General features: G+C 61.1%; 16 protein-coding genes and 1 pseudogene. 11 read left to right on the top strand and 6 right to left on the bottom strand.

What is annotated here, in order from left to right; genetic code table 11:
* Positions 1 to 12 precede the first annotated feature (12 nt).
* Positions 13 to 891, bottom strand: a complete 879-nt coding sequence (locus NKI19_RS11415; protein WP_352565915.1) for a GNAT family N-acetyltransferase — start codon at positions 889 to 891, stop codon at positions 13 to 15.
* Positions 892 to 1,133: 242 nt separating this feature from the next.
* Between NKI19_RS11415 and argE the strand changes: the two genes are divergently transcribed.
* The 5 genes and pseudogenes from argE (at position 1,134) to NKI19_RS11390 (ending at position 6,276) form a co-directional block, all read left to right on the top strand.
* Positions 1,134 to 2,258 carry an acetylornithine deacetylase gene (argE, locus tag NKI19_RS11410; RefSeq protein WP_352565917.1) on the top strand — a complete coding sequence of 375 codons (1,125 nt, stop codon included), beginning with the start codon at positions 1,134 to 1,136 and terminating at the stop codon, positions 2,256 to 2,258.
* Between the two features lie 16 nt (positions 2,259 to 2,274).
* Positions 2,275 to 3,198: a 2-hydroxyacid dehydrogenase gene (locus NKI19_RS11405; RefSeq protein ID WP_352492391.1), complete on the top strand. Its 924-nt coding sequence runs from the start codon at positions 2,275 to 2,277 to the stop codon at positions 3,196 to 3,198.
* 14 nt (positions 3,199 to 3,212) lie between these two features.
* Positions 3,213 to 3,569: a cupin domain-containing protein gene (locus NKI19_RS11400; RefSeq protein WP_352492390.1), complete on the top strand. Its 357-nt coding sequence runs from the start codon at positions 3,213 to 3,215 to the stop codon at positions 3,567 to 3,569.
* Between the two features lie 169 nt (positions 3,570 to 3,738).
* A pseudogene (locus NKI19_RS11395) lies at positions 3,739 to 4,781 on the top strand (tartrate dehydrogenase).
* 19 nt (positions 4,782 to 4,800) lie between these two features.
* Positions 4,801 to 6,276 (top strand): NAD-dependent succinate-semialdehyde dehydrogenase, encoded by a 1,476-nt coding sequence (locus NKI19_RS11390; RefSeq protein ID WP_502899265.1) that lies wholly within the window; start codon positions 4,801 to 4,803, stop codon positions 6,274 to 6,276.
* A 131-nt stretch (positions 6,277 to 6,407) separates the two neighbouring features.
* Here the strand turns inward: NKI19_RS11390 and NKI19_RS11385 are convergent, their stop codons facing one another.
* The gene (locus tag NKI19_RS11385) at positions 6,408 to 7,097 is read right to left on the bottom strand and encodes a haloacid dehalogenase type II (protein ID WP_352492388.1); all 690 of its coding nucleotides are present in this window, start codon (positions 7,095 to 7,097) and stop codon (positions 6,408 to 6,410) included.
* 427 nt (positions 7,098 to 7,524) lie between these two features.
* On the opposite strand from NKI19_RS11385, the gene NKI19_RS11380 reads away from it, so the two are divergent.
* Positions 7,525 to 8,901 carry an aspartate aminotransferase family protein gene (locus NKI19_RS11380; RefSeq protein ID WP_352565919.1) on the top strand — a complete coding sequence of 459 codons (1,377 nt, stop codon included), beginning with the start codon at positions 7,525 to 7,527 and terminating at the stop codon, positions 8,899 to 8,901.
* Between the two features lie 205 nt (positions 8,902 to 9,106).
* On the opposite strand, the gene NKI19_RS11375 is transcribed toward NKI19_RS11380, so the two are convergent.
* From NKI19_RS11375 to NKI19_RS11365, 3 genes are all read right to left on the bottom strand, one after another.
* On the bottom strand, positions 9,107 to 9,583 hold the full coding sequence (locus NKI19_RS11375) for an Lrp/AsnC family transcriptional regulator (protein ID WP_352492386.1): 477 nt from the start codon (positions 9,581 to 9,583) through the stop codon (positions 9,107 to 9,109).
* A 10-nt stretch (positions 9,584 to 9,593) separates the two neighbouring features.
* The gene (locus NKI19_RS11370) at positions 9,594 to 10,667 is read right to left on the bottom strand and encodes a tartrate dehydrogenase (RefSeq protein ID WP_352492385.1); all 1,074 of its coding nucleotides are present in this window, start codon (positions 10,665 to 10,667) and stop codon (positions 9,594 to 9,596) included.
* Positions 10,668 to 10,750: 83 nt separating this feature from the next.
* Positions 10,751 to 12,076 carry an NAD(P)/FAD-dependent oxidoreductase gene (locus NKI19_RS11365; protein ID WP_352492384.1) on the bottom strand — a complete coding sequence of 442 codons (1,326 nt, stop codon included), beginning with the start codon at positions 12,074 to 12,076 and terminating at the stop codon, positions 10,751 to 10,753.
* Positions 12,077 to 12,847: 771 nt separating this feature from the next.
* On the opposite strand from NKI19_RS11365, the gene NKI19_RS11360 reads away from it, so the two are divergent.
* The 5 genes from NKI19_RS11360 to NKI19_RS11340 all read left to right on the top strand — a co-directional run bounded on the left by NKI19_RS11360 (position 12,848) and on the right by NKI19_RS11340 (position 19,511).
* Positions 12,848 to 14,512, top strand: a complete 1,665-nt coding sequence (locus NKI19_RS11360; protein ID WP_352565921.1) for an ABC transporter ATP-binding protein — start codon at positions 12,848 to 12,850, stop codon at positions 14,510 to 14,512.
* 23 nt (positions 14,513 to 14,535) lie between these two features.
* Positions 14,536 to 16,206 carry a peptide ABC transporter substrate-binding protein gene (locus tag NKI19_RS11355; protein WP_352565922.1) on the top strand — a complete coding sequence of 557 codons (1,671 nt, stop codon included), beginning with the start codon at positions 14,536 to 14,538 and terminating at the stop codon, positions 16,204 to 16,206.
* 79 nt (positions 16,207 to 16,285) lie between these two features.
* Positions 16,286 to 17,236 carry an ABC transporter permease gene (locus NKI19_RS11350; RefSeq protein ID WP_352565924.1) on the top strand — a complete coding sequence of 317 codons (951 nt, stop codon included), beginning with the start codon at positions 16,286 to 16,288 and terminating at the stop codon, positions 17,234 to 17,236.
* 32 nt (positions 17,237 to 17,268) lie between these two features.
* Positions 17,269 to 18,147 (top strand): ABC transporter permease, encoded by an 879-nt coding sequence (locus NKI19_RS11345; protein WP_352492419.1) that lies wholly within the window; start codon positions 17,269 to 17,271, stop codon positions 18,145 to 18,147.
* Positions 18,148 to 18,179: 32 nt separating this feature from the next.
* On the top strand, positions 18,180 to 19,511 hold the full coding sequence (locus NKI19_RS11340; protein WP_502899264.1) for an NAD(P)/FAD-dependent oxidoreductase: 1,332 nt from the start codon (positions 18,180 to 18,182) through the stop codon (positions 19,509 to 19,511).
* Between the two features lie 158 nt (positions 19,512 to 19,669).
* On the opposite strand, the gene NKI19_RS11335 is transcribed toward NKI19_RS11340, so the two are convergent.
* Complete coding sequence (locus tag NKI19_RS11335) at positions 19,670 to 20,608, bottom strand: ornithine cyclodeaminase family protein (RefSeq protein WP_352492379.1); 939 nt, start codon at positions 20,606 to 20,608, stop codon at positions 19,670 to 19,672.
* Positions 20,609 to 20,641: the final 33 nt, after the last annotated feature.

Below are 20,641 nucleotides of genomic sequence, written 5' to 3'. Positions count from 1 at the left end.
GCGTGCTTGCATTCAGCTCAAGGCGTGGCCGGCCAATCCATAGACCCAAGGCTCATTGTCTTCCCGGTTCAGGAAGCGGCGCCCTTTGGACATTGTCGTAACGGTCTCGGCAATGCCGAGGCCGCTCTGCTGGAGAAACGCGGCAAACACGCCATCCTGCTCGCGGGTGTCGACGCGGGCAAATCGTCCTGCCAGTTCCTTCAGATGCGCGGCTGTAAGATGGACTGCGTCAAGATCGTTTCGCGCGACCATGGGGCCGATCACATGGCCACGTCCGAACTCGCGACACATGGAATAGCCGACGATCTCGCCGCCGCGGCTCAAGGTGCAGATTGAGGCATCCGCTGCGAGCAACGCGAGCAGCCTCTCGCGGTTTGTCCCAAACGCGGGCGTATCCTGCGCCGTGATCTCCTTCAGACTGTCGCTCGATAGCGCCTGCAATTGACCGTCCAGAGCCGGCATTGTTGGGAGCGTCTGTGGGACCTCCCCTTGGTGCATGTATACGATCGCCTCGGTCGTGAAGCCGAGTGAGACATAAAGAGGATAGGCAGCGTGGGTAGAATTGAGCGCCAAGTTGCGATCGCCGCACTGCTCGAGCACCAAGTCCATGAGCCATCGGCCGCCTCCTTGCGCTTGCGTGCGGGGCGTTGTGATCACTACGCCGATGGTGGCGAAATCGTCCCCGTGGGGAAACCACATCGCGCTGCCGAAAACGCGTCCAATACCATCAACGGCAACAATGCCGCGTCCGGCACGGCGCAGAAAGTCCCAATCCTTCGGCCGGTGAGGCCAGCGGACTGAGATCGACAGCGCGTGCAGTAGCTTGACGTCGACATCATCAATGTCCCGCGCGACCAGTTCGAAGGATTTCAGGCGTACTGATCTCTGCATCTCAATCGATCCGCTCCTTCAACGAATGCGCAAGGCACGCGGTGTTGATCCTGTCATCGATCGCCATGTCGCGACATACCCCTTTTGCCGCAGCATTATACGGGAAAGCCAGCAGGTTTAGCTGGTTCGAGGTTCTTTTTCGCAATCTTCGGCCAAAGCGCGACGCGATTCGGCAGGGAACACTGCTGCCTGCGGATAGGCTGGTTGCACCCGGTGATAGTGTGCAAGCAGAGCGGACCGCCATGAACGTGGAAGAAATCCTCGCGACGCTGATTGGATTTCCCTCTGTTGTGGGCACCCCAAACGGCGCGATCGTCGATTGGATCCGCGACTACTGTCAGGCAGCCGGAGCCGAGGTGACGGTTCTGCCCGGTCCCGAGGGCGACCGGTCCAACCTCTTCGTGACGATCGGCCCGCGCCAGGGTCGGGGCTACATCATCTCCGGACATATGGATGTCGTGCCGGCCGGCGAGCCGGAATGGAGCTCGGATCCGTTCGTCCTGCGCCGCGAGGGCGGCAGGCTTTACGGCCGCGGCACCACCGACATGAAGGGCTTCCTCGCCTGCGCACTGGCCGCGCTCCCAGGACTTGCGGCGATGAACCTGCGGCGGCCAGTTCATCTCGCATTCTCCTATGACGAAGAGGCGGGGTGCCGTGGTGTGCCGCATCTCCTGGCCGCGTTGCCGAGCTTATGCGAGAGGCCGCTTGGCGCGATTGTCGGCGAGCCGAGCCGGATGCGGCCTGTGCGCGCGCACAAGGGGAAGGCCGCCGCACGACTCGAGGTGATCGGGCGATCAGGCCATTCGTCACGCCCCGATCTCGGACTCAATGCAGTGCACGCCATGGCCGGCGTCATCACATATGCCGTGGCCTACGGCCAATCGCTCGCGGACGGGCCGCTCGATCAAAATTTCGAGCCCCCATACTCGTCCTTGCAGGTGGGCGTCATCGCCGGTGGACAGGCGGTCAACATCATCGCTGGTCACTGCACAGCCGACATCGAGGCGCGTGCCGTGCCCGGCGTTTCTCCAGCCTCCCTGCTTGAGCCGGTCAAGGCCCGGCTCTTCGCCCTGCGAGACAGCGGCTTCGATGTGGCGTGGCACGAGTTGAGCACCTATCCCGCCCTTGCGCCCGCCAACGGGAGCGCGCTGGCGGCCGTTCTGAGGGAGCTGACGGGGCAGGAGCCGCTCACGGCCGTCAGTTTCGGCACGGAGGCCGGGCTTTATCAGCAGGCCGGCATCGATGCGGTCGTTTGCGGCCCAGGCGACATCGGCCGTGCCCATCGTCCCGACGAATATATCGAGATCGGTGAACTCGCCGCTTGCCGGAAGATGATCCACGGGCTCGGCGCGCGTCTTACGGCATGAAGGAAAGGCGGTCACCATGGCGTTTCTTTTCAATTCCGATACCGCGCGTGCTGCGATTTTCCGCGAGATCTTTGCGCGCCAGATCCCGGATCTGGAATTCTTTCATTCAGGGGACGAGATTGAGCCGGAGAAGGTGCGCTATCTCATCACCTGGACGGTGCCGGACGAGATCTCGCGCTACCGCAATCTGGAAGTGCTGTTTTCCATCGGAGCGGGCGTCGACCAGTTCAAGCAGGACGTGGTGCCAAGCCATGTGAAGCTTGTGCGCATGGTCGAGGACGGCATCATACGCATGATGCAGGAATACGTCGCGCTCGGCGTATTGGCGCTCCACCGGGAGATGCCCGCCTATCTCGAGCAGCAGAAAAGATGCCTCTGGCAACCGATTGTCGCTCGACAGGCGGCCGAACGCCGGATTGGCTTTCTCGGTCTTGGCATGCTGGCCCGCGCGGCTATCGAGCGCTTGAAGCCCTTCCAGTTTCCGCTTGCCGGGTGGAGCCGCAGCCAAAAGCGAATAGAGGACGTCGCCTGTTTTCACGGCACGGACCAACTCCCTGGCTTTCTGAAGCAAACGGATATTCTGGTCTGCCTGCTCCCGCTCACGGAACAAACGCACGGCATGCTCGACGCCGAGTTCTTCGACTTACTGCCCGTCGGGGCGCAGCTGTTGCATGTCGGCAGGGGTCCGCAACTAGACCAGGCCGCGCTGATCAACGCGCTCGACACTGGTCACGTATCTGCGGCGATGCTTGATGTCACTGATCCAGAACCGCTCCCGGAAGGCCATCCGCTGTGGTCGCATCCGAAGGTGATGATAACGCCGCATATCGCCTCGGTGACGCAACCGCATACGGCGGCACAATCCGTCGTCGACAACATCCGGCGCCACCGCACCGGAGAAGCACTGATCGGCCTCGTCGATCGGACACTCGGCTACTAACCAGGAAACATCACATGTCACTTCTGATCACGATCGACACAGTTCCAGACTTCGCGCCGAAGGCGGCACTACCGGCTCCGGAGCGGCTCATTTCGGGCAATCCATCCTTCAAGACCTGGGCGCAGGATGCCTCGAAAGGTGAGAAAGTTCTGACCGGTGTCTGGGAGGCGACGCCCGGCGAGACGCATTCGATCAAGGGCACGATCTACGAGTTCTGCCACATCGTTTCGGGTCTCGTCGAAATCGAGGAGAAGGGCGGTGAGACCAAGACCTACCGCGCCGGCGACAGTTTCGTAATGAAGCCCGGTTTCGTCGGCGTCTGGCGCACTATCGAGACCGTGCGCAAGATCTACGTCTGCGTTTATGACTGAGTTCAGTGCTCAAGGTCCGGCCGAATAGCGCGCGGCGGCTCCGGAACAATCGGCTTTTTAAGTTCCGCCTGACGCGATTCGACGCCGTCGGGCGGCTCATCCTCGACGGAAAATGCGGCGGGCGGTCGACTATTGTCCCGATGACGTCAGTGAATGAGGACCTCCATCAATGAAGACCTACAAGATAGCGCTCATCCCCGGCGACGGCATCGGCAAGGACGTGACGCAGGCGGCATGGCAGGTGCTGCAGGCGGCGGCAAAGCGGGGCGGTTTCGCCCTTGATGACACAAGATTCCCATGGTCGTGCGCCTACTACCTGGAGACCGGTGCAATGATGCCGTCAGACGGCATCGAGACACTTCGAAAATTCGATGCGATCTATCTCGGCGCTGTGGGCTGGTCCGCGGAAGTGCCCGACTCAGTATCGCTTCACGGACTGCTCCTGCCGATCCGGAAAGGGTTCACGCAGTACGCCAACATACGACCGCACCGGCTGTTGCCGGGTGTTCAGGGGCCCCTCCGCTCCGATGGTTTCGACATCCTGTGCATCCGCGAGAATACGGAAGGCGAATATTCCGGCGCCGGTGGGCGCGTTCATTCCGGCACGGCCGATGAGGTCGCGGTTGAGACTGCGATCTTCACGCGTACAGGTGTCGAACGGATCATTCGTTTCGGTTTCGAACAGGCGCAGGCGCGTCGCAAGAAGCTGGCATCTGTCACCAAATCCAACGCCCAGAAACACACCATGGTTTTCTGGGATGAGGTCACGCGCGAAGTGGCGAAAGACTATGCCGATGTGGAGGTCTCGCACTACCACATCGACGCCATTGCCGCCCGTATGGTCCTGGCGCCTGAAAGCCTCGACGTAATCGTCGCATCGAACCTTTTCGGCGACATCCTCACCATATTGGAGCGGCCATTCAGGGCGGGCTGGGTTACGCCGCCTCCGCCAATATCAATCCCGATCGCAGCTCGCCTTCCATGTTCGAGCCAGTCCATGGTTCGGCGCCCGACATAGCGTATCTCGGCGTCGCCAATCCGATCGCCGCGATCTGGTCCGGTGCGATGATGCTCGGGCATCTGGGTGAGGGGCAGGCTGCGGCGGACGTGATGTCGGCAATCGAGTCCGCAACCGCGCGAGGGATTGGCACGATCGCAGGCAAGGACAGGACTGAAACAATCACGCAGGCCGTGCTGGCACGATTAAGCTGAAAGAGCAGAGGAAAAGTCCATGAATGCGATGAGGAAGATTGGTGTGTTCAACGATTCCGACCTTTTCCGCCAGCAGGCGCTGATTGGCGGTGTCTGGCGGGATGGCGAAACGAAGGGCGTGGTCGATGTCATTGACCCTGCCAGCCAAAGTGTTCTCGGCACCGTTCCCGCAATGGACGAGAACGAGACGAGAGCCGCAATCGATGCCGCGGCCGAGGCCTTCAAAAGCTGGAAGAAGAAGACCCATGCGGAGCGTGCAGGACTTCTGGAGCGCTGGCACGACCTCATCCGCCAGCACGAACAGGATCTCGCGCTCCTGCTTACGCTGGAACAAGGCAAGCCGCTTGCCGAGGCGGTGGCGGAGATCCGCTACGGCGCATCTTTTGTGAAATGGTTTGCCGAGGAGGCGCGCCGGATCGGTGCCTCGACCATTCCGTCACCCACACCCGATCGCCGCATTCTGGTGCTGAAAGAACCCGTCGGGGTCTGCGCCATCATCACGCCGTGGAATTTCCCCAACGCGATGATCACGCGCAAAGTAGCACCGGCGCTGGCCGCAGGTTGTACGGTTGTCATCAAGCCGTCGGAATTTACGCCATTCTCGGCGCTGGCGCTCGGCGTTCTGGCGGAACGGGCAGGTATCCCTGCCGGCGTGATCAACATTGTGACCGGCATGCCCATCGAAATCGGCAACGAAATGATGGCCAACGAGACGGTGCGCAAGATCTCGTTCACCGGTTCGACCCGCGTCGGTGCGCTGCTCATGCGTGGCGCGGCCGATAGCATCAAGCGGCTGAGCCTGGAGCTTGGCGGCAACGCACCCTTTATCGTCTTTGACGACGCCGATCTGGATAAGGCAGTTGAAGGGGTGATCGTATCCAAGTTCCGCAATGGCGGTCAAACCTGCGTTTGCGCGAACCGGATTCTCGTGCACGAAGGCGTTTACGACGCTTTCGCCGAAAAGCTGAGCCAGCGCGTCACGCGGATGAAGGTTGGCGCAGGGACCGACGACGGCATTGAGATCGGCCCGATGATCAACACCGCCGCGATCGACAAGATCGAGCGTCACATCGCGGATGCACAGGCGAAAGGTGCGCGGATCATCGCCCAGAGCGAGACGATGCCGGAGGGCAAGCAATATGCACGGCCCGTCGTGCTGGGAGAGGCTACTACCGAGATGCTCCTGGCATCGGAAGAGACATTCGGTCCGGTGGCGCCGCTTTTTCGCTTCGAGACGGAGGAAGAGGCCATCGCCATCGCGAACGGTACGCCGTTCGGCCTTACCGCCTACTTCTACACCGACAACCTCAAGCGCTCATGGCGTGTTGCCGAGGCGCTGGAGTTCGGTATGGTCGGGCTCAACACAGGCATGATCTCGACCGAGGTTGCGCCTTTCGGCGGTGTCAAGCAGTCAGGAGTGGGGCGCGAAGGATCGCAGCTCGGCATCGAGGAATATCTCGAGATCAAGGCGCTTCATGTTGGCGGGCTTAATTAATTATATTGCATGCAGGTGGAAACACTTGCAGCCTAAAGCGTACAAGAAAGGGGCGATGAAAACCGCCCCTTTCTCTATTGCGACCAGTGAACGTTTTGGGAGGGTCAGGTGCGACTGCGCCAAACAGACGTTCAGGCGAATTCGCGAACGGGCTCCAGACCGACGGCGCCGGCCAGACCGCCGATATCCTTGATTTCGGTATATTCGTAGAAGGGGTTTGCAGGCTCGTGGCCGCGGTTCACCCAGACCTTGCTCTTGATACCGAGATCATAGGCGGTCATGAGATCATAGCGAAATGAGGACGACACGTGCGTAATGTCCTCCGGGCCGCAGCCGAGCTTTTCGAACATATATTCGAAGCCCTTCATCAAAGGCTTGTAGGCGCCGGTCTCCTCGGCCGTGATGACCATGTGGAACGGTGCGCCGAGTTTCTCCACGTTCGACATGATCAGGCTCTTCATGGAATTCGACAGGATCACCAGCGGGATTTCCTTGGCGACCTTGGCCAGGCCCGCCGGGACATCCGGGTGCGGACCCCATGTCGGCACTTCCGCGTAGATGCGATGGGCATCCTCGGGCCGGAATGCGACGCCGTTGCGCTTGCAGGCACGTTCCACGGAATTGTGCACGACCTCGCTGTACGGCTTCCAGGCGCCAAGAACCTCATCGAGGCGATAGGCTGAGAAATCCTTAATGAACTGCGCCATCACAGCTGGGGAGAGCTGCGCGCCGTATGCGCGTCTCGCCGCGCCGGCCATGTCGAAGTTGGTCAGTGTACCGTAGCAGTCGAAGGTGATGTATTTCGGTCTGAACTGGGTCATGGGCGTCGATCCTTCCGATCCTGTCGGCACTGCGTGCCTTTTACAGCAAGGATCATAATGAGGACCGGAGAAGACTAGTCGCCGCATTCGATGCGCCCTGAAGCAGATTGTTTTGTATTGGGTGAGAGCTTTGGCAGAGAGTTGCGTCTGAGTTCGTTTCGGGCTTCGGCGGGAGCGCGATCTTTCAGCCGTGCGTCGGCATAAGATGCGGCGCCGGCGACAAAGGAAAGTCAAAACGCCTATCGCTCAGGTTCTGGTCGGGAGGAACTGCTGCCGGCGGCAGCCTATCTTGGACCTAGAGAATTCAGGCCCGGAATGAACATGCCCGCGCAGCAGATCACGCTGAAAAACGAGCTGAAGGACGAAACCACACCACACCACACTTATGCTCTCGTCAGTCAGGCACTGCGCTGAATCGGAGGAAGAAATGCTGGCAAACTCATTGATCGAACTCGATCGCGCACATCTGGTTCACCCGTTTTCATGTTATCGGAGCCACGAGGAGACGGGCGTGCGGGTGCTCAAATCCGCGAAGGGCGCAACAGTGACCGATGCAAGCGGGAAAACCTTGCTGGACGGATTTGCCGGTCTATGGTGCGTCAACGTCGGATACGGCCAGGAAAGCGTTGTCGAGGCGGCGGCAAAGCAGCTAAGAGAGCTTCCCTATGCGACGGGATATTTCGGGCTGGGATCCGAGCCTGCCATTCGCCTTGCTGCCAGGCTTGCCGAACTGGCGCCCGGCGATTTGAACCATGTCTATTTCACGCTTGGCGGCTCCGACGCAGTCGACAGTACGATCCGCTTCATTCGCTATTACTACCATGCCAAGGGTACGCCGCAAAAAGACCAGTTCATCTCGGTCGAGTATGGCTACCATGGATCCTCGACGGCAGGGTCAGGCCTGACAGCGATCCCGGCCTTCCATGCGGGTTTCGGCGTGCCTTACGACTGGCAGCACAAAATTCCCTCTCACTATGCCTATCGCAATCCGGTCGGTTCCGACCCGCAGGCGATCATCGATGCATCGGTCGCGGCCCTGCGGGCCAAAATCGCGGAACTCGGTGCGGGACGCGTTGCGGCCTTTTACGCCGAACCCATCCAGGGTTCGGGCGGTGTCCTCGTTCCACCGACAGCTTGGCTGAAGGCTCTACACGCCGTGTGCAAGGAACACGACATTCTGTTCGTTGTCGACGAAGTTATCACTGCCTTTGGCCGTACCGGCCCGCTCTTCGCCTGCGAGGAAGACGAGGTCGTGCCGGATTTCATAACCACGGCGAAGGGACTGACCTCGGGCTACGTGCCGATGGGCGCCGTCTTCATGTCGGACCACGTGTACAATACGATCGCGGACGGAGCCGGCAAAGCGGCCGTCGGCCATGGCTATACTTATTCGGCCCATCCCGTCAGCGCGGCGGTCGGGCTCGAATGCCTTCGTCTCTACGAAGACAGCTTGCTCGAGAACGGGCGCAAGGCAGGGAAGCGCCTGATGGAAGGCCTACACTCGCTCGTCGACCACCCGCTGGTTGGCGACATTCGCGGTCGCGGCATGCTGGCAGCAATCGAGTTGGTCACCGACAAGGAACGCAAGACGCCGCTGCCGGCGGCGGCCGATCCGGGGCGCCGCATCTTCGAGCGCGCGTGGGCGAACGGCCTTGTCATCCGCGCCTTCAACAGCGGCATCCTCGGCTATGCGCCGCCGCTCTGCTGCTCGGACGACGATATTGATGGAATCCTCGAACGCACGCGGATGACGCTGGACCAAACGCTCGAAGACAAGGACGTGCGGTCAGCGATGAAGGGATGATCGTTGCCATCGCCGAAGCGACCTCGGTCAATGCGGTAGACGCCTGGCGGCCCCGAAGCAAATCCTCAGGTGATGCCGCCGTCTGCCAAGTGCCAAGCATGTGCCGGCATGTGGAATCTCTTGCCGTTGCACAAGCGTAGCGAAAACAGCAAGAGGGGAGCGCTAGCGCGCGGCTCTCCATGTCCAAGACTGCGGAGCAGCTTTCTCATCTGTCGAAAATGATGTCGAGAGGCAAATGGGATTTCACGATCGGTGACTTCAGCACGACGAAGCTGAAATATTTGTCGATTCCGATGTCCAACTCGATCATGCGCTCCATGATCGTCTGGTACTCGCTGATGCCCGCTGTGACAAACTTCACAAGATAGTCGTAACCGCCTGAAACCAGATGGCATTCGATGACAGAATCGACTTTCTGAATTGCGGTGAGAAATCTCGCGAAGTCGTTCTGTTGATGGTGCTTGAGCGTGACTTCGGTGAAGATCGTCAGAGTCTGTCCGAGCTTGGACACATCGATCTGGGCGGAATAGCCGGTGATGAAGCCTTCCGCCTGAAGCTTCTTCACCCGCATCAGGCAAGGGCTCGGCGAAAGGTTGACCAGGTCGGCAAGCTCGACATTGGTGACCCGGCCGTTCTTTTGCAGTTGGGATAAGATCTTGATGTCGATCTTGTCGAGCTTCATTGGAAACCTGTCACACGTTCGAACCGCGGATCGCCCGACAGACGGCGTCCGTCAACTCTTGCGTGGTCGCTGTCCCTCCCACGTCCGGCGTCAGCACGCCTTCACCCGTCACCGTTTCCACAGCGCTCATCAACCGCACGGCCGCTGCGCTCTCGCCCAGATGTTCGAGCATCTGGGCAGCGGTCCAGAAGGTGGCGACCGGGTTGGCAATACCCTTGCCGGCGATGTCGAATGCCGAGCCGTGAATTGGCTCGAACATCGAGGGATAGCGCCGCTCGGGATCAATGTTGGCGGTCGGTGCAATCCCGAGACTGCCCGCGAGCGCGCCTGCAAGGTCCGATAATATGTCGGCGTGAAGATTGGTGGCGACGATCGTATCGAGACTCCGAGGTTTCAACGTCATACGCACCGTCATAGCATCGACTAGCATCTTATCCCACGCGACGTGCGGGAATTCCCGCGCCACCTCGGCTGCGATTTCGTCCCACATTACCATGCCGTGACGTTGCGCGTTGGATTTCGTAACTACCGTCAGGAGCTTTCGCGGCCGTGACTGCGCCAGCCGGAATGCATAGCGCATGATGCGGGTGACGCCGACGCGCGTGAAGATCGCGACCTCGGTTCCGACCTCCTCGGGGAGGCCGCGATGGGCGCGGCCGCCGTGGCCCGAATACTCGCCCTCGGAATTCTCCCGCACGATCACCCAATCCAGATCGCCAGGGCCAACGCCCGCCAGCGGCGAAACAATCCCGGGCAATATCCTGGTCGGCCGCACGTTGGCGTACTGATCAAAGCCTTGGCAGATCGGCAGCCGGAGGCCCCAGAGCGTGATGTCGTCAGGCAGATCGGGGGCGCCTACCGCGCCAAAGAAGATGGCGTCGAAGCGCTTCAGTTGCGCCACCCCATCTTCGGGCATCATGCGACCATGGGCCTTGTAATAGTCTGAGCCCCAGTCGAAGTGCTGGACGCGCAACTTGAAGTCGCCGCAGCGCTGCTGCAGCGCCTCAAGCGCCTGGAGACCTGCAGCAATCACCTCCGGGCCGATCCCGTCGGCGGGAATGGCGGCAATCTCGTATTCGCGCATCGTCACTTCCCTGTTTTTGGTGCTGGCCGCCTCGTGGCCTCGATCTCGTGTGCGATCGATTGTACCTTGGCAAGACGGTCTTCTCAGAATTCAGCGACCTTGCCCCACGCAGCAGTCTTCAGACGCTCGGGCCTATAAGGACGCGGATCGACGATAGGCTCGCTGCCTGTGATGATGTCGGCGAGCATATGCCCTGCGCCCGGGCCAATCCCGAAGCCGTGACCACTGAATCCCGCCGCCAGGATGAAGCCCGGAATCCCCTCCACTTCGCCGACAGCGGGAATGCCGTCGGGCGTGCTGTCGATATAACCCGCCCAGACATCGGAGATCGCGACGCGTTGGAGTTCGGGGATTAATTCGCAGGCTCTTCGATATGTCAGCCGAATCTGTCCCATGTCGGGCTTCGGGTCGAGAATCCGGTTCCGTTCCATTGGCGTGATGTCGTTGAGGGTCCATTTGCGCAGGCTTTCATGGCCTTGACGCCAGCCCTCAAAGGCGCCCGGGGCGAGATTGCGCCAGCGGCGGGCGAACATAGGTACAAACTCGCGGCTGAACCTGAACTGCTGCGGCGTTGGATCGATACGCGCCCGCCCGCTGATCGCCAGCGCGTATCCACCGTTGCTGCGCCGCGTCAGAGAGACGCGCGTGGTATGCAGGGCATCGGGCAGGCTGTTTGCGCCGGGTGCCACGGCCAGAATGGACGAACGCACGGCAGCTTGCGGAAAACGAATACCGAGCTGATTGCAGAAGGATGAGGCCCAGGCGCCCCCGGCCATGACCACGGTCTTTGTCTGGATGGTGCCCGCTTCGGTCACCACAGCGCTCACCCGGCCGCCGCTCAACTCCAGCCCGCGCGCCGCGCAATGCTGATGTACGGTGCCGCCCGCCGCCATAATGCCGCGCGCCGCAACCGGCACTGCCTTGGAAGGGTCCGCCGTTCCGTCAGTTGGCGAGAACACGCCGCCTTTCCATTTGCGACCCGTCGCTTTGCCCCGTTCGGTGGCTTCTTCCGCGCTCAGCATACGCGTGGTGACCCCGACCGTTCTCGCAAAATCGCGCCACTTTGCCCAGCCCGCCAGCTCATTTTCGTCTTGTGAGAGATAGAGGAGCCCGCAGCGGCGAAAGCCGGTGTCTTGGCCGGTCTCCTGTGCTACCTTCTCCCAGAGATCGAGGCTCTTGGTCGCCATCGGCAGCTCACGCGCATCGCGGTTCTGCTGGCGGCACCAGCCCCAGTTGCGGCTGGACTGCTCGGCCGCGATACGCCCCTTCTCGACCAGGGCGACCTTGAGGCCGCGGCGCGCCAGATAGTATGCGCTGAACACGCCCACCACGCCGCCGCCGATGACGACGACGTCCGCTTCGTGAGGGAAGGAAGGGCTGCAGTCGATGTGCATGAGCGGCGCGGGCATGGGTGGGACTCCGGTAATTTGAAGCATCCTAACCTGCCGCCCACAGAGGCAGGCTGCGGAGTTTGTGCCTGGACGGAATATCCTGCGTTTAGCAGCCCCCAGGACAGGCAATTATTGCGCGAAAAGCTCGCTGCATAGGGCAAGCAGGAGTACACTTCACGCAGTCGCGTCATCTACGGCATGGGCAATTGGGCACACGGCGCAGCCGTCGACCTTGATCGGCAGCGCCTTGCCGACATTGCGACGGCCGGTCATCAATCCGCTCGGCGGCATGGCCTGCACACGGTGCCGATGTATACCGGAAAGCCTTGGTCCTACCCCTCGTGGGCGCGTATTGCCGAACGAAGGACATGATTGTCTGATCCCGGTTTCTGCGTCGAAACGGGAACAGAGTGAAATGCCGAACTAGACGTTCTTTTCAGAAGTTCCTGCCGCCCGAGGGCCAAGTTTCGAAGACTCTGCGGAAACAGAACAGTCAAACTGGCTGGAAGAACAGAGCAACCCTTATGGCAGGCAGGCTCCAGAGGACATCCGACAGGCAGGACTTGCCCCTTCGGAGAGTTCTCCAAGAAAAGGGAACAGAGTCCGGTACACGGACCGGATTTCACAAGGGAGCCGCCAGGATGAGCAGAACCCGTCTCTCGCAGCCTCAGCGCGCGAAGCGCCGAGCAGGCCAGACTACGGCCGCTACGGTTAGGCGCTTCAGCTCAAAGGGCGATGAAGCGGTCCGCAACAGGGTGGACGCGCTCGGTTGAAAGGGAGGTGATCTCGATGGTCGCAAGCATCCAGCCTGTAGCCTCCCACGATGTGGCGCTTTCGGTGCGCGACCTCACAGTGAATTTGCCGCAAGGTATGGAACGAACCTATGCTGTCAAGAACATTTCCTTCGATCTGAAACGCGGCCAGATCCTCTGCATCATAGGCGAGTCCGGATCGGGTAAGTCGGTCACGGCGAACGCGATCATGGGGCTTCTGCCGAAGGTGATCCGCCTCTCATCGGGTGTCATCCAGCTGGAGGGGATGAACATCATCGGCATGTCGCCAGACAAGCTGCGCAATCTGCGTGGACGGGTCGTGTCGATGATCTTTCAGGACCCGCTCTCGGCGCTCAATCCCCTGATGACGGTGGGCGCGCAGATTGACGAGGTCATGGCCGCGCATGGCTTCGGCACGCCACAAACCTGTCGAAACCGCGCCATCGAGCTGCTCACTGAAGTAGGCCTGCCAGGTCCCGAACTCATGTATCACCAGTACCCGTTCCGGCTTTCGGGCGGGCAGCGGCAGCGCGTCATGATCGCCATGGCCCTGGCGCTCGAGCCGACGGTGCTGATTGCGGATGAACCAACCACCGCGCTCGACGTCACCACCCAGGCTCAGATACTGCAACTGATCCGTGACATTCAGCGGCGCAAGGGCATGAGCGTGATGTTCATCACCCACGATTTCGGCGTGGTGGCCGAGATCGCCGACAGCGTCGTGGTGATGGAAAAGGGCCATGTCGTCGAACAGGGCAGCGCCGAGCAGGTGTTGAAGTCGCCCAAGCACCCTTACACCCAGCGCCTGATCGCGGCCGTGCCACATTTGACCGGCGAAGATCGTTCTCGCCCGGAGGCTGCCAGCAAGGAGCCCATCCTCAAGGTTGAGGGTCTGGTGAAGACCTATCGCGGCGGCAGCGCGCTGTTCGGCGCGCAGCGGACTGTGACGGCGGTCAACGAGGTTTCGTTCGAACTGGCGCCTGGCCGCACGCTGGGGATCGTAGGCGAGAGCGGTTCGGGGAAATCCTCGCTGGGCCGGCTGCTGATCAAGCTGCTGGACAGTGACGGCGGCAGGATCTTGTTCGAGGGCTGTGACATAGCCAAGCTTTCCGAAGCGAAGTTCCGCCCGCTTCGACCGCGGATCCAGATGATCTTCCAGGATCCCTTCGCTTCTCTGAATCCACGCTCGACGGTCGGCCACATCATGACAATAGGTCCGATGGCGCACGGGATGCCTTCTGCTCAAGCGCGCGATGAAGCGCGTGCGCTTCTGGCCCATGTCGGTCTCGATGCCGGTGCTTTTGGCCGCTACCCGCACGAGTTCTCGGGTGGGCAACGCCAGCGCATCGGCATCGCTCGTGCGCTGATGTTCAAGCCGAAGCTGTTGATCGCCGACGAGGCTGTCTCCGCACTCGACGTGTCGATCCAGGCGCAGATCCTGCAGCTTCTGGACCAGATCCAGCGCGAGACCGGCGTGTCGATGGTCTTCATCACGCACGACCTGCGCGTCGCCAGCCAGATCTGCGACGAAATCGCTGTGATGCAGAAGGGCCGGATCGTCGAGCGCGGGCCGCCCTCGCAAATATTCCTGAACCCGCAAGCAGCCTACACGCGCCAACTGGTAGCGGCAATTCCAGGAGAGCGGCCGGGCAATGCCCGTCCAGTAGCAGCAAACGCATAACAAATAACAAGAGAGGAACTACCATGACCAAAAATTCATCGACTACGTCCAACTACTCGAGGCGCGAAGCGCTGCGACTGATGGCGCTAGGTGGGGCTGCAGGCCTCATCGCGCCCAATCTGTTGGGCAAGCCCGCCTTCGCCAAGACCCCTCCTGCAGGCCCGGCCGGTCGCGTCGTCGTCGGTCTTTCGCAAGAGCCGACCGTATTCAATCCGCTGATGGCGCATATCGAAGTCGATGACGCGGTCCATTTCTCGGTTTTCGATGCGTTGGTCCGGATGGATCCCCAAGGTGGCCTGCATCCAAACCTCGCAGCCGAGGTGCCAAGCCAGAAGAACGGCGGCATTTCGGAGGACGGTCTCAACTGGCGCATCCGGTTGCGCGACAATGCCCGCTGGCACGACGGTGAGCCCTTCACGGCCGAGGACGTGAAATTCACCCTTGAGCTCATCACGAACCCGAAGTTTCGCGCTTGGCGCACGAGCGGCCATTCGCTCGTGCAGGACATCACAGTGGTTTCGCCCACCGAGATCACATGGCGGATGAAGGAGGCTTTTGCGCCCTACCTTTCATTCTTGGCCGAAACCTTCATCGTGCCTAAGCACATTCTGGGGAAAGAGGCCGATCCGAATACCGCCGCGTTCAACCAGGCGCCGGTCGGCACCGGCGCATTCAAATGGGGCCAGCGCGTCGCGGGCGATCACATCGAGCTCGTCGCCAATCCTGAGTACGCCGGCGAAGGTCCCTATGTCGAGCAGCTCATCTTCAAATACATCCCCGACATGACGGTGCTCTACACGCAGTTCAAGAGCGGCGACGTGGACCTGGTCGATCAGTCGTTCATCACCGCCGACCATTATACTGAAGCCCGCGAACTACCAGACCGCGTGGTGACACTGGAGACAGGGGCATCCCTGGAGTCGATCTACCTCAATTTGGGCCGCCCGCAGTTCAAGGATCTGGCAGTGCGCCAGGCGCTCTACGCCGCGTTGGACAGGAAAGCGATCGTCGACACGATCTATTACGGCGTGGGCACTCTCACCGAGACCTTCATGCCGAAGGAGTCCTACTACTACGACCCGGACCTGCCGGTTCAGGAGTTCAATCTGGACCGGGCGCGCCAAATCCTTGATGAGGCCGGCTGGGCGCCGGGGCCGGATGGAATCCGCGCCAAGGATGGGGTGCGACTGTCCTTCTCCAACTCGACAACTTCTGGCAACAACCTCCGCGAGCAGACGCAGCAGTTCCTGCAGCAGACGTTTGCCGAGATCGGCGTCGAGATGACGATCTCGAATTTGCCGGCTGCAGTTATGTGGGGCGAGTTCTGGCTGAAGTCGCAATTCGACACCGCCATGGTGGGCGTCACCTATCTTATTGCCGCGGACCCCGACGCCACAAACCGGCTCCATACGAAGGCGATCGCCGCTCAAGGCGGACACGGCTCGAACACCGGACAATATTCCAATCCTGAGGTCGATGCCCTGCTCGAAAAGGGTGCTCGCAGCTTCGATCCGGAAGAACGGCGCGGGATCTATAATCGCGTGCAGGAAGTGGTGCGCCACGATCTGCCCTTCCTGCCGCTGTTCGCCTACACAATCGTCCTCGGACGCAAGAAAGGGTTGGACGGCTTCGAGCCTAACGCCAACACCCGCACCGCGTCATGGAATGCCGCGGCCTGGCAGTGGAAGGCCTGATCCACGCAGTTGCCGCCGCCCGGTTCCGTCGCGGCGGCGGCAACAGATCAGAATCATCAACCCACAATGGAGGACTCGAATGCGCGGCTTCCTGCTCAATCGCCTCTCCCAGAGCCTGGTGCTGCTTGTGATCGTTTCGATCATCGGCTTCGGCATTCTGAACCTCCTTCCCGGCGGCCCGCTGGCGCAATTTGGGCTTGATCCCGGAATGACCCAGCAGGATATCGAGCGTCTCAAGGGGCTGCTGGGCCTCGATCGGCCTATATGGATCCAATATCTGGACTGGGCATGGCGGCTGGTGCGGGGCGACTGGGGTCACTCGTTCCGTGATGGAGCGCCGGTATTGGAGGTCATCGGCAGCCATCTCTTTGCCACGCTGCTTCTGATGGGTTCCTCAACCGTGATTGCAATTTCCATTGGCGCCTGGATCGGAATCCGCGGCGCCACGCGCCGCTATTCGCTGTTCGACTATCTCGCAACTGTCGGTGCCATGGTCGCGTTGTCGGTCCCCACCTTCTGGTTCGGGCTCGTCGGCATCTACGTCTTTTCCCTGAAGTTGGGCTGGCTGCCCGCGGGCAATATGTCCGAGATCGGCGACGCCTCGATCCTGGGCTACCTCCACCATCTGATCCTGCCAAGTATTGTGCTGTCGCTGGTCCATGTCGCGATCTGGAGCCGCTACATGCGGACGGCGACTCTCGACGCCATCAGCCAGGACTTCGTCAAGACGGCTCGGGCCAAGGGGTTGAGTGAGCGCCGGATCCTGATGAAGCATGTCGTCGGCAACGCACTTTTGCCGATGATTACCTTGGCCGGGATGCAGCTTCCCAGCGTCCTCACTGGCGCGCTCGTGACCGAAACCGTCTTTACCTGGCCAGGAATGGGACGGTTGTTCCTCGATAGCCTTGGTTACAGCGACTATCCGGTTGTGATGGGGCTGCTGATGTTCTCCGCCATCCTCGTTCTGCTTGGAAACCTGATCGCCGATATTGTCGTCGCTATTGTCGATCCGCGCATTCGTCTGGCTTGAGCGCGCAACTTCCCCGACAGGAGACAGCCGATATGACCGCTCTCACCGCAAATGCAGCTCCAAGCCGCTGGAGAAACAACCGCGCGGCACGTCGTTTCATGCGGCATCGCTTGGCGCTGCTTGGGTTGGCGATGATCATCTTCCTGAGCCTTGCTTGCGTCCTCGGCCCCCATCTCCTGCCTTATAGCTCACTGTATATCGATCTGCGGGCCCGCTTTGCCCCCCCGCTGACGGGCTACCACTTTCTAGGTACCGATCCGCTTGGCCGCGACGTGGCGGCAAGGCTTTTGATGGCGGGACGAATCTCGCTGCTGGTCGGTTTCTTTGCCATGGTTTTGTCGACGCTTATCGGCACCCTGGTCGGCGTAATTGCCGGCTATCGCGGCGGCTGGGTCGGGGCCACGCTGATGCGCACGGTCGATGGATTCCTGTCATTCCCATCGATCTTTCTGCTGCTGGCGCTGGCTGCCGCACTGAAGCCCAGTCCTGTGATGATCACCGTCATTATCGCCCTCACCAGTTGGATGGAAGTTGCTCGTATTGTGGAAGCGGAGGTCCGCTCGTTACGCGAACGCGAGTTCGTCCTGGCCGGGCGAATGCTGGGGTTGAGCGGCACCCACATCATGTTCCGCGAGATACTGCCCAACGCCATGGGGCCGATTATCGTCGCTTCCACCTTGACGGTCGCGCGCGCCATTCTCATGGAGGCCTACATCAGCTTTCTCGGCTACGGGATCCAGCCGCCACTGCCCAGTTGGGGCAACATGCTCAATGGCGCCCAACAATATCTGGGCAGCGCACCTTGGCTGGCAATCATTCCCGGAGCTGCAATCACCATTGCGGTAACGAGTTTCAATTTCATCGGTGACGGGCTGCGTGATGCGCTCGACGTCCGAGACGACCACATCTGAAGTTTCACCGACCGCAGATCTTTACCCCTGCAATGCAGCGAGAAGTCAGCCACGTGCAAGAGCCTCATATCGCCGACAAGAACACGCCCTATTGGTGGGAAGCAGCGCCCGTCATGCCGCTGCCGCGGCAGCCAGTCGCAAAGAAGGTTGACGTGGCAATCGTCGGCGCCGGTTATGCCGGGCTTTCTGCCGCGCTGGTGCTGGCGCGCGAAGGGCGCTCGGTCGCCGCCTTTGATGCGATGAATCCGGGCGAGGGTGCTTCCACCCGCAACGGCGGGATCACGAGCGGAAGCATCCGGCCAGACTATGCCACGATCACCCGGCGCTTCGGCGAAGAGAAGGCCATGGCGATCGAGGCCGAGGGCAAGGTCGCACGCGAATTCCTCTACGGCTTCATCCAGACCGAAGGGCTCGACTGCGACTTCCGACTGGTTGGCCAGTTCAAGGGCGCTTTTGGATATGAACAGTATGAGAAGATGGCGCGCGGCGCCGAGACGCTGGCGAAGAAATTGGGGATCGAGTCCTACGCGGTTCCGCATGCCGAGCAGCTAAATTATATCGGCACCGACTTCTACCGCGGCGGGACCGTTCGGATGGACATTGGCGGGCTGCACCCCGCAAAATTCCATGCTGAGCTCCTGCGGGTGGCGCTCGCATCCGGGTTGACGGTCCATTCGCATACAGTGGTCAAGTCGATCGAGAGGAACGGTTCGGGGTTCCGCGTCGCGACTTCGGCAGGGACGGTGGATGCACGGCAGGTTCTGGTCTGTACCAACGGCTATACCGACGGCGCCGCTCCCTTCCTGCGCCGCCGCCTGGTTCCGGTCCGCAGCCGGATCATCGTGACCGAGGAACTTGCGCCCGATATCATGGCGCGATTGATGCCGAAGCTGATGACGATCACCGAGAACCGGCAACTCGGTTTCTATTATCGCCCGTCGCCCGACGGGAAACGTATCCTGCTGGGGGGGCGTGACAGTTCTCGCGTCGGCGATCCCGCAGCGCCGAAACTTCTCCTACGCAAGGGACTGGTGAACCTTTTCCCGGAGTTGGAGAACGTGCGCCTTTCGCATTGCTGGTTCGGCAATGTGGCGATGAACCGAGACATGCTGCCCCGCATCTTCGAGAAGGACGGTGTGGTCTATGCCTCCGGCTTCTGCGGTTCGGGCGTGGTCTGGGCGCCATGGATTGGCATGCGTGCGGCCCACAAGTTGATGGGGCATGGCGAGCAGTCGCGCACGGCGTTCGATTTTCGGCCGCCTTTGGCCGTCCCGCTTTATCGTGGCAATCCGTGGTTCATGCCGGCGATTATCCAGGGCTATCGGTTGCAGGACCGTCTCGCCTTCTGGCGCGCCAGCCGCTAGTCGCCGACATCGGGGGCGATCCGTGGTTCATGCGGGCAACCCTTGGCGTGCCCGCCGCTGATACGACTGCAGAATCGCGTGGGACACCTTGTTACCGGAGAGCACTCCACAAGTGTCGAAAAATCCGTCGGGGCTGGGGCCCGTCGGTGCGAAGCTGATCAGCGGTGGAACGCCTTCGCACGGATCAGCGCGTCGGCCATGTAGAGGTCCTGCAGGGAGATACCGGAACTGTCGAAGACCGTGATCTCATTGTCGAAGCCGCGTCCGGGCGCACGCCTTTCGATGACGTCGCCGATTGGTGTTACCGCAAGCACGCCGGCGTCGATCTCGTCGCGCACGTGCTGGAACTCGCCGATCTGGACGGACTGGGAAAGCAGATCACAAAACAGACGTGCCTTGGGAAATAATTCGCTCGGCAATTCGCGCTTGCCCGGAGCATCCGAACCCATGCTGACGATATGGGTTCCGGGTCTCACCCAAGCGGCATCGAACAGCGGTTCGCGTGAGGGTGTCGCCGTCACCACGATGTCGGCGGCGCCCACGGCTTCTTCCGGCAAGGCAGCGCGCGCCTTCAGTCCCCTTTCGCCGATCTGATCGACAAAAGCGTCGCGCCGCTGCGAAGGCCGGGCCACGACAAGCACGGTGTCGATCGGGCGGATGCGTGCCAGCGCCATCACTTCGAAGCTCGCCTGGCTGCCGGCGCCGAAGATCGCCAGAACCTTGGCTTGCTTGCGCGCAAGAAGATCGGCCGCCACCGCGTCGGCGGCCGCCGTCCTGTAGGCGTTGACCTTCCCGGCCTCGATTACGGCGCCGAGCCGACCTGTATGCTGATCGAGCAGCACGATGGTGGAGTTGTGGCGGGGAAGGCCACGTGCCGGATTGCCCGACCAGAAGGAGCCGATTTTCACTCCGGTGAGGTCGTCCGACGAACCGGATTTGATTGAGAAGGTATTGGTCGCGTCCTGTGTGCGTCCGAGAACAGCGGGAAAGACCCAGCTCTGCTGCGATGCTGCTGCCACGAGGGCCCCGCGCGCCGCCTCGAAAGCAAGTTTATGCGTGACGAGGGCGGCTGACTCCTCTTCGCTGATGTAGATCATCAAAAATTCCTCTGGACATCGCCGATCGCGGAC

Source organism: Mesorhizobium sp. M0751, from assembly GCF_040320265.1.
GTDB lineage: Bacteria > Pseudomonadota > Alphaproteobacteria > Rhizobiales > Rhizobiaceae > Mesorhizobium.
This window is presented reverse-complemented; position numbering and strand designations above follow the sequence as displayed.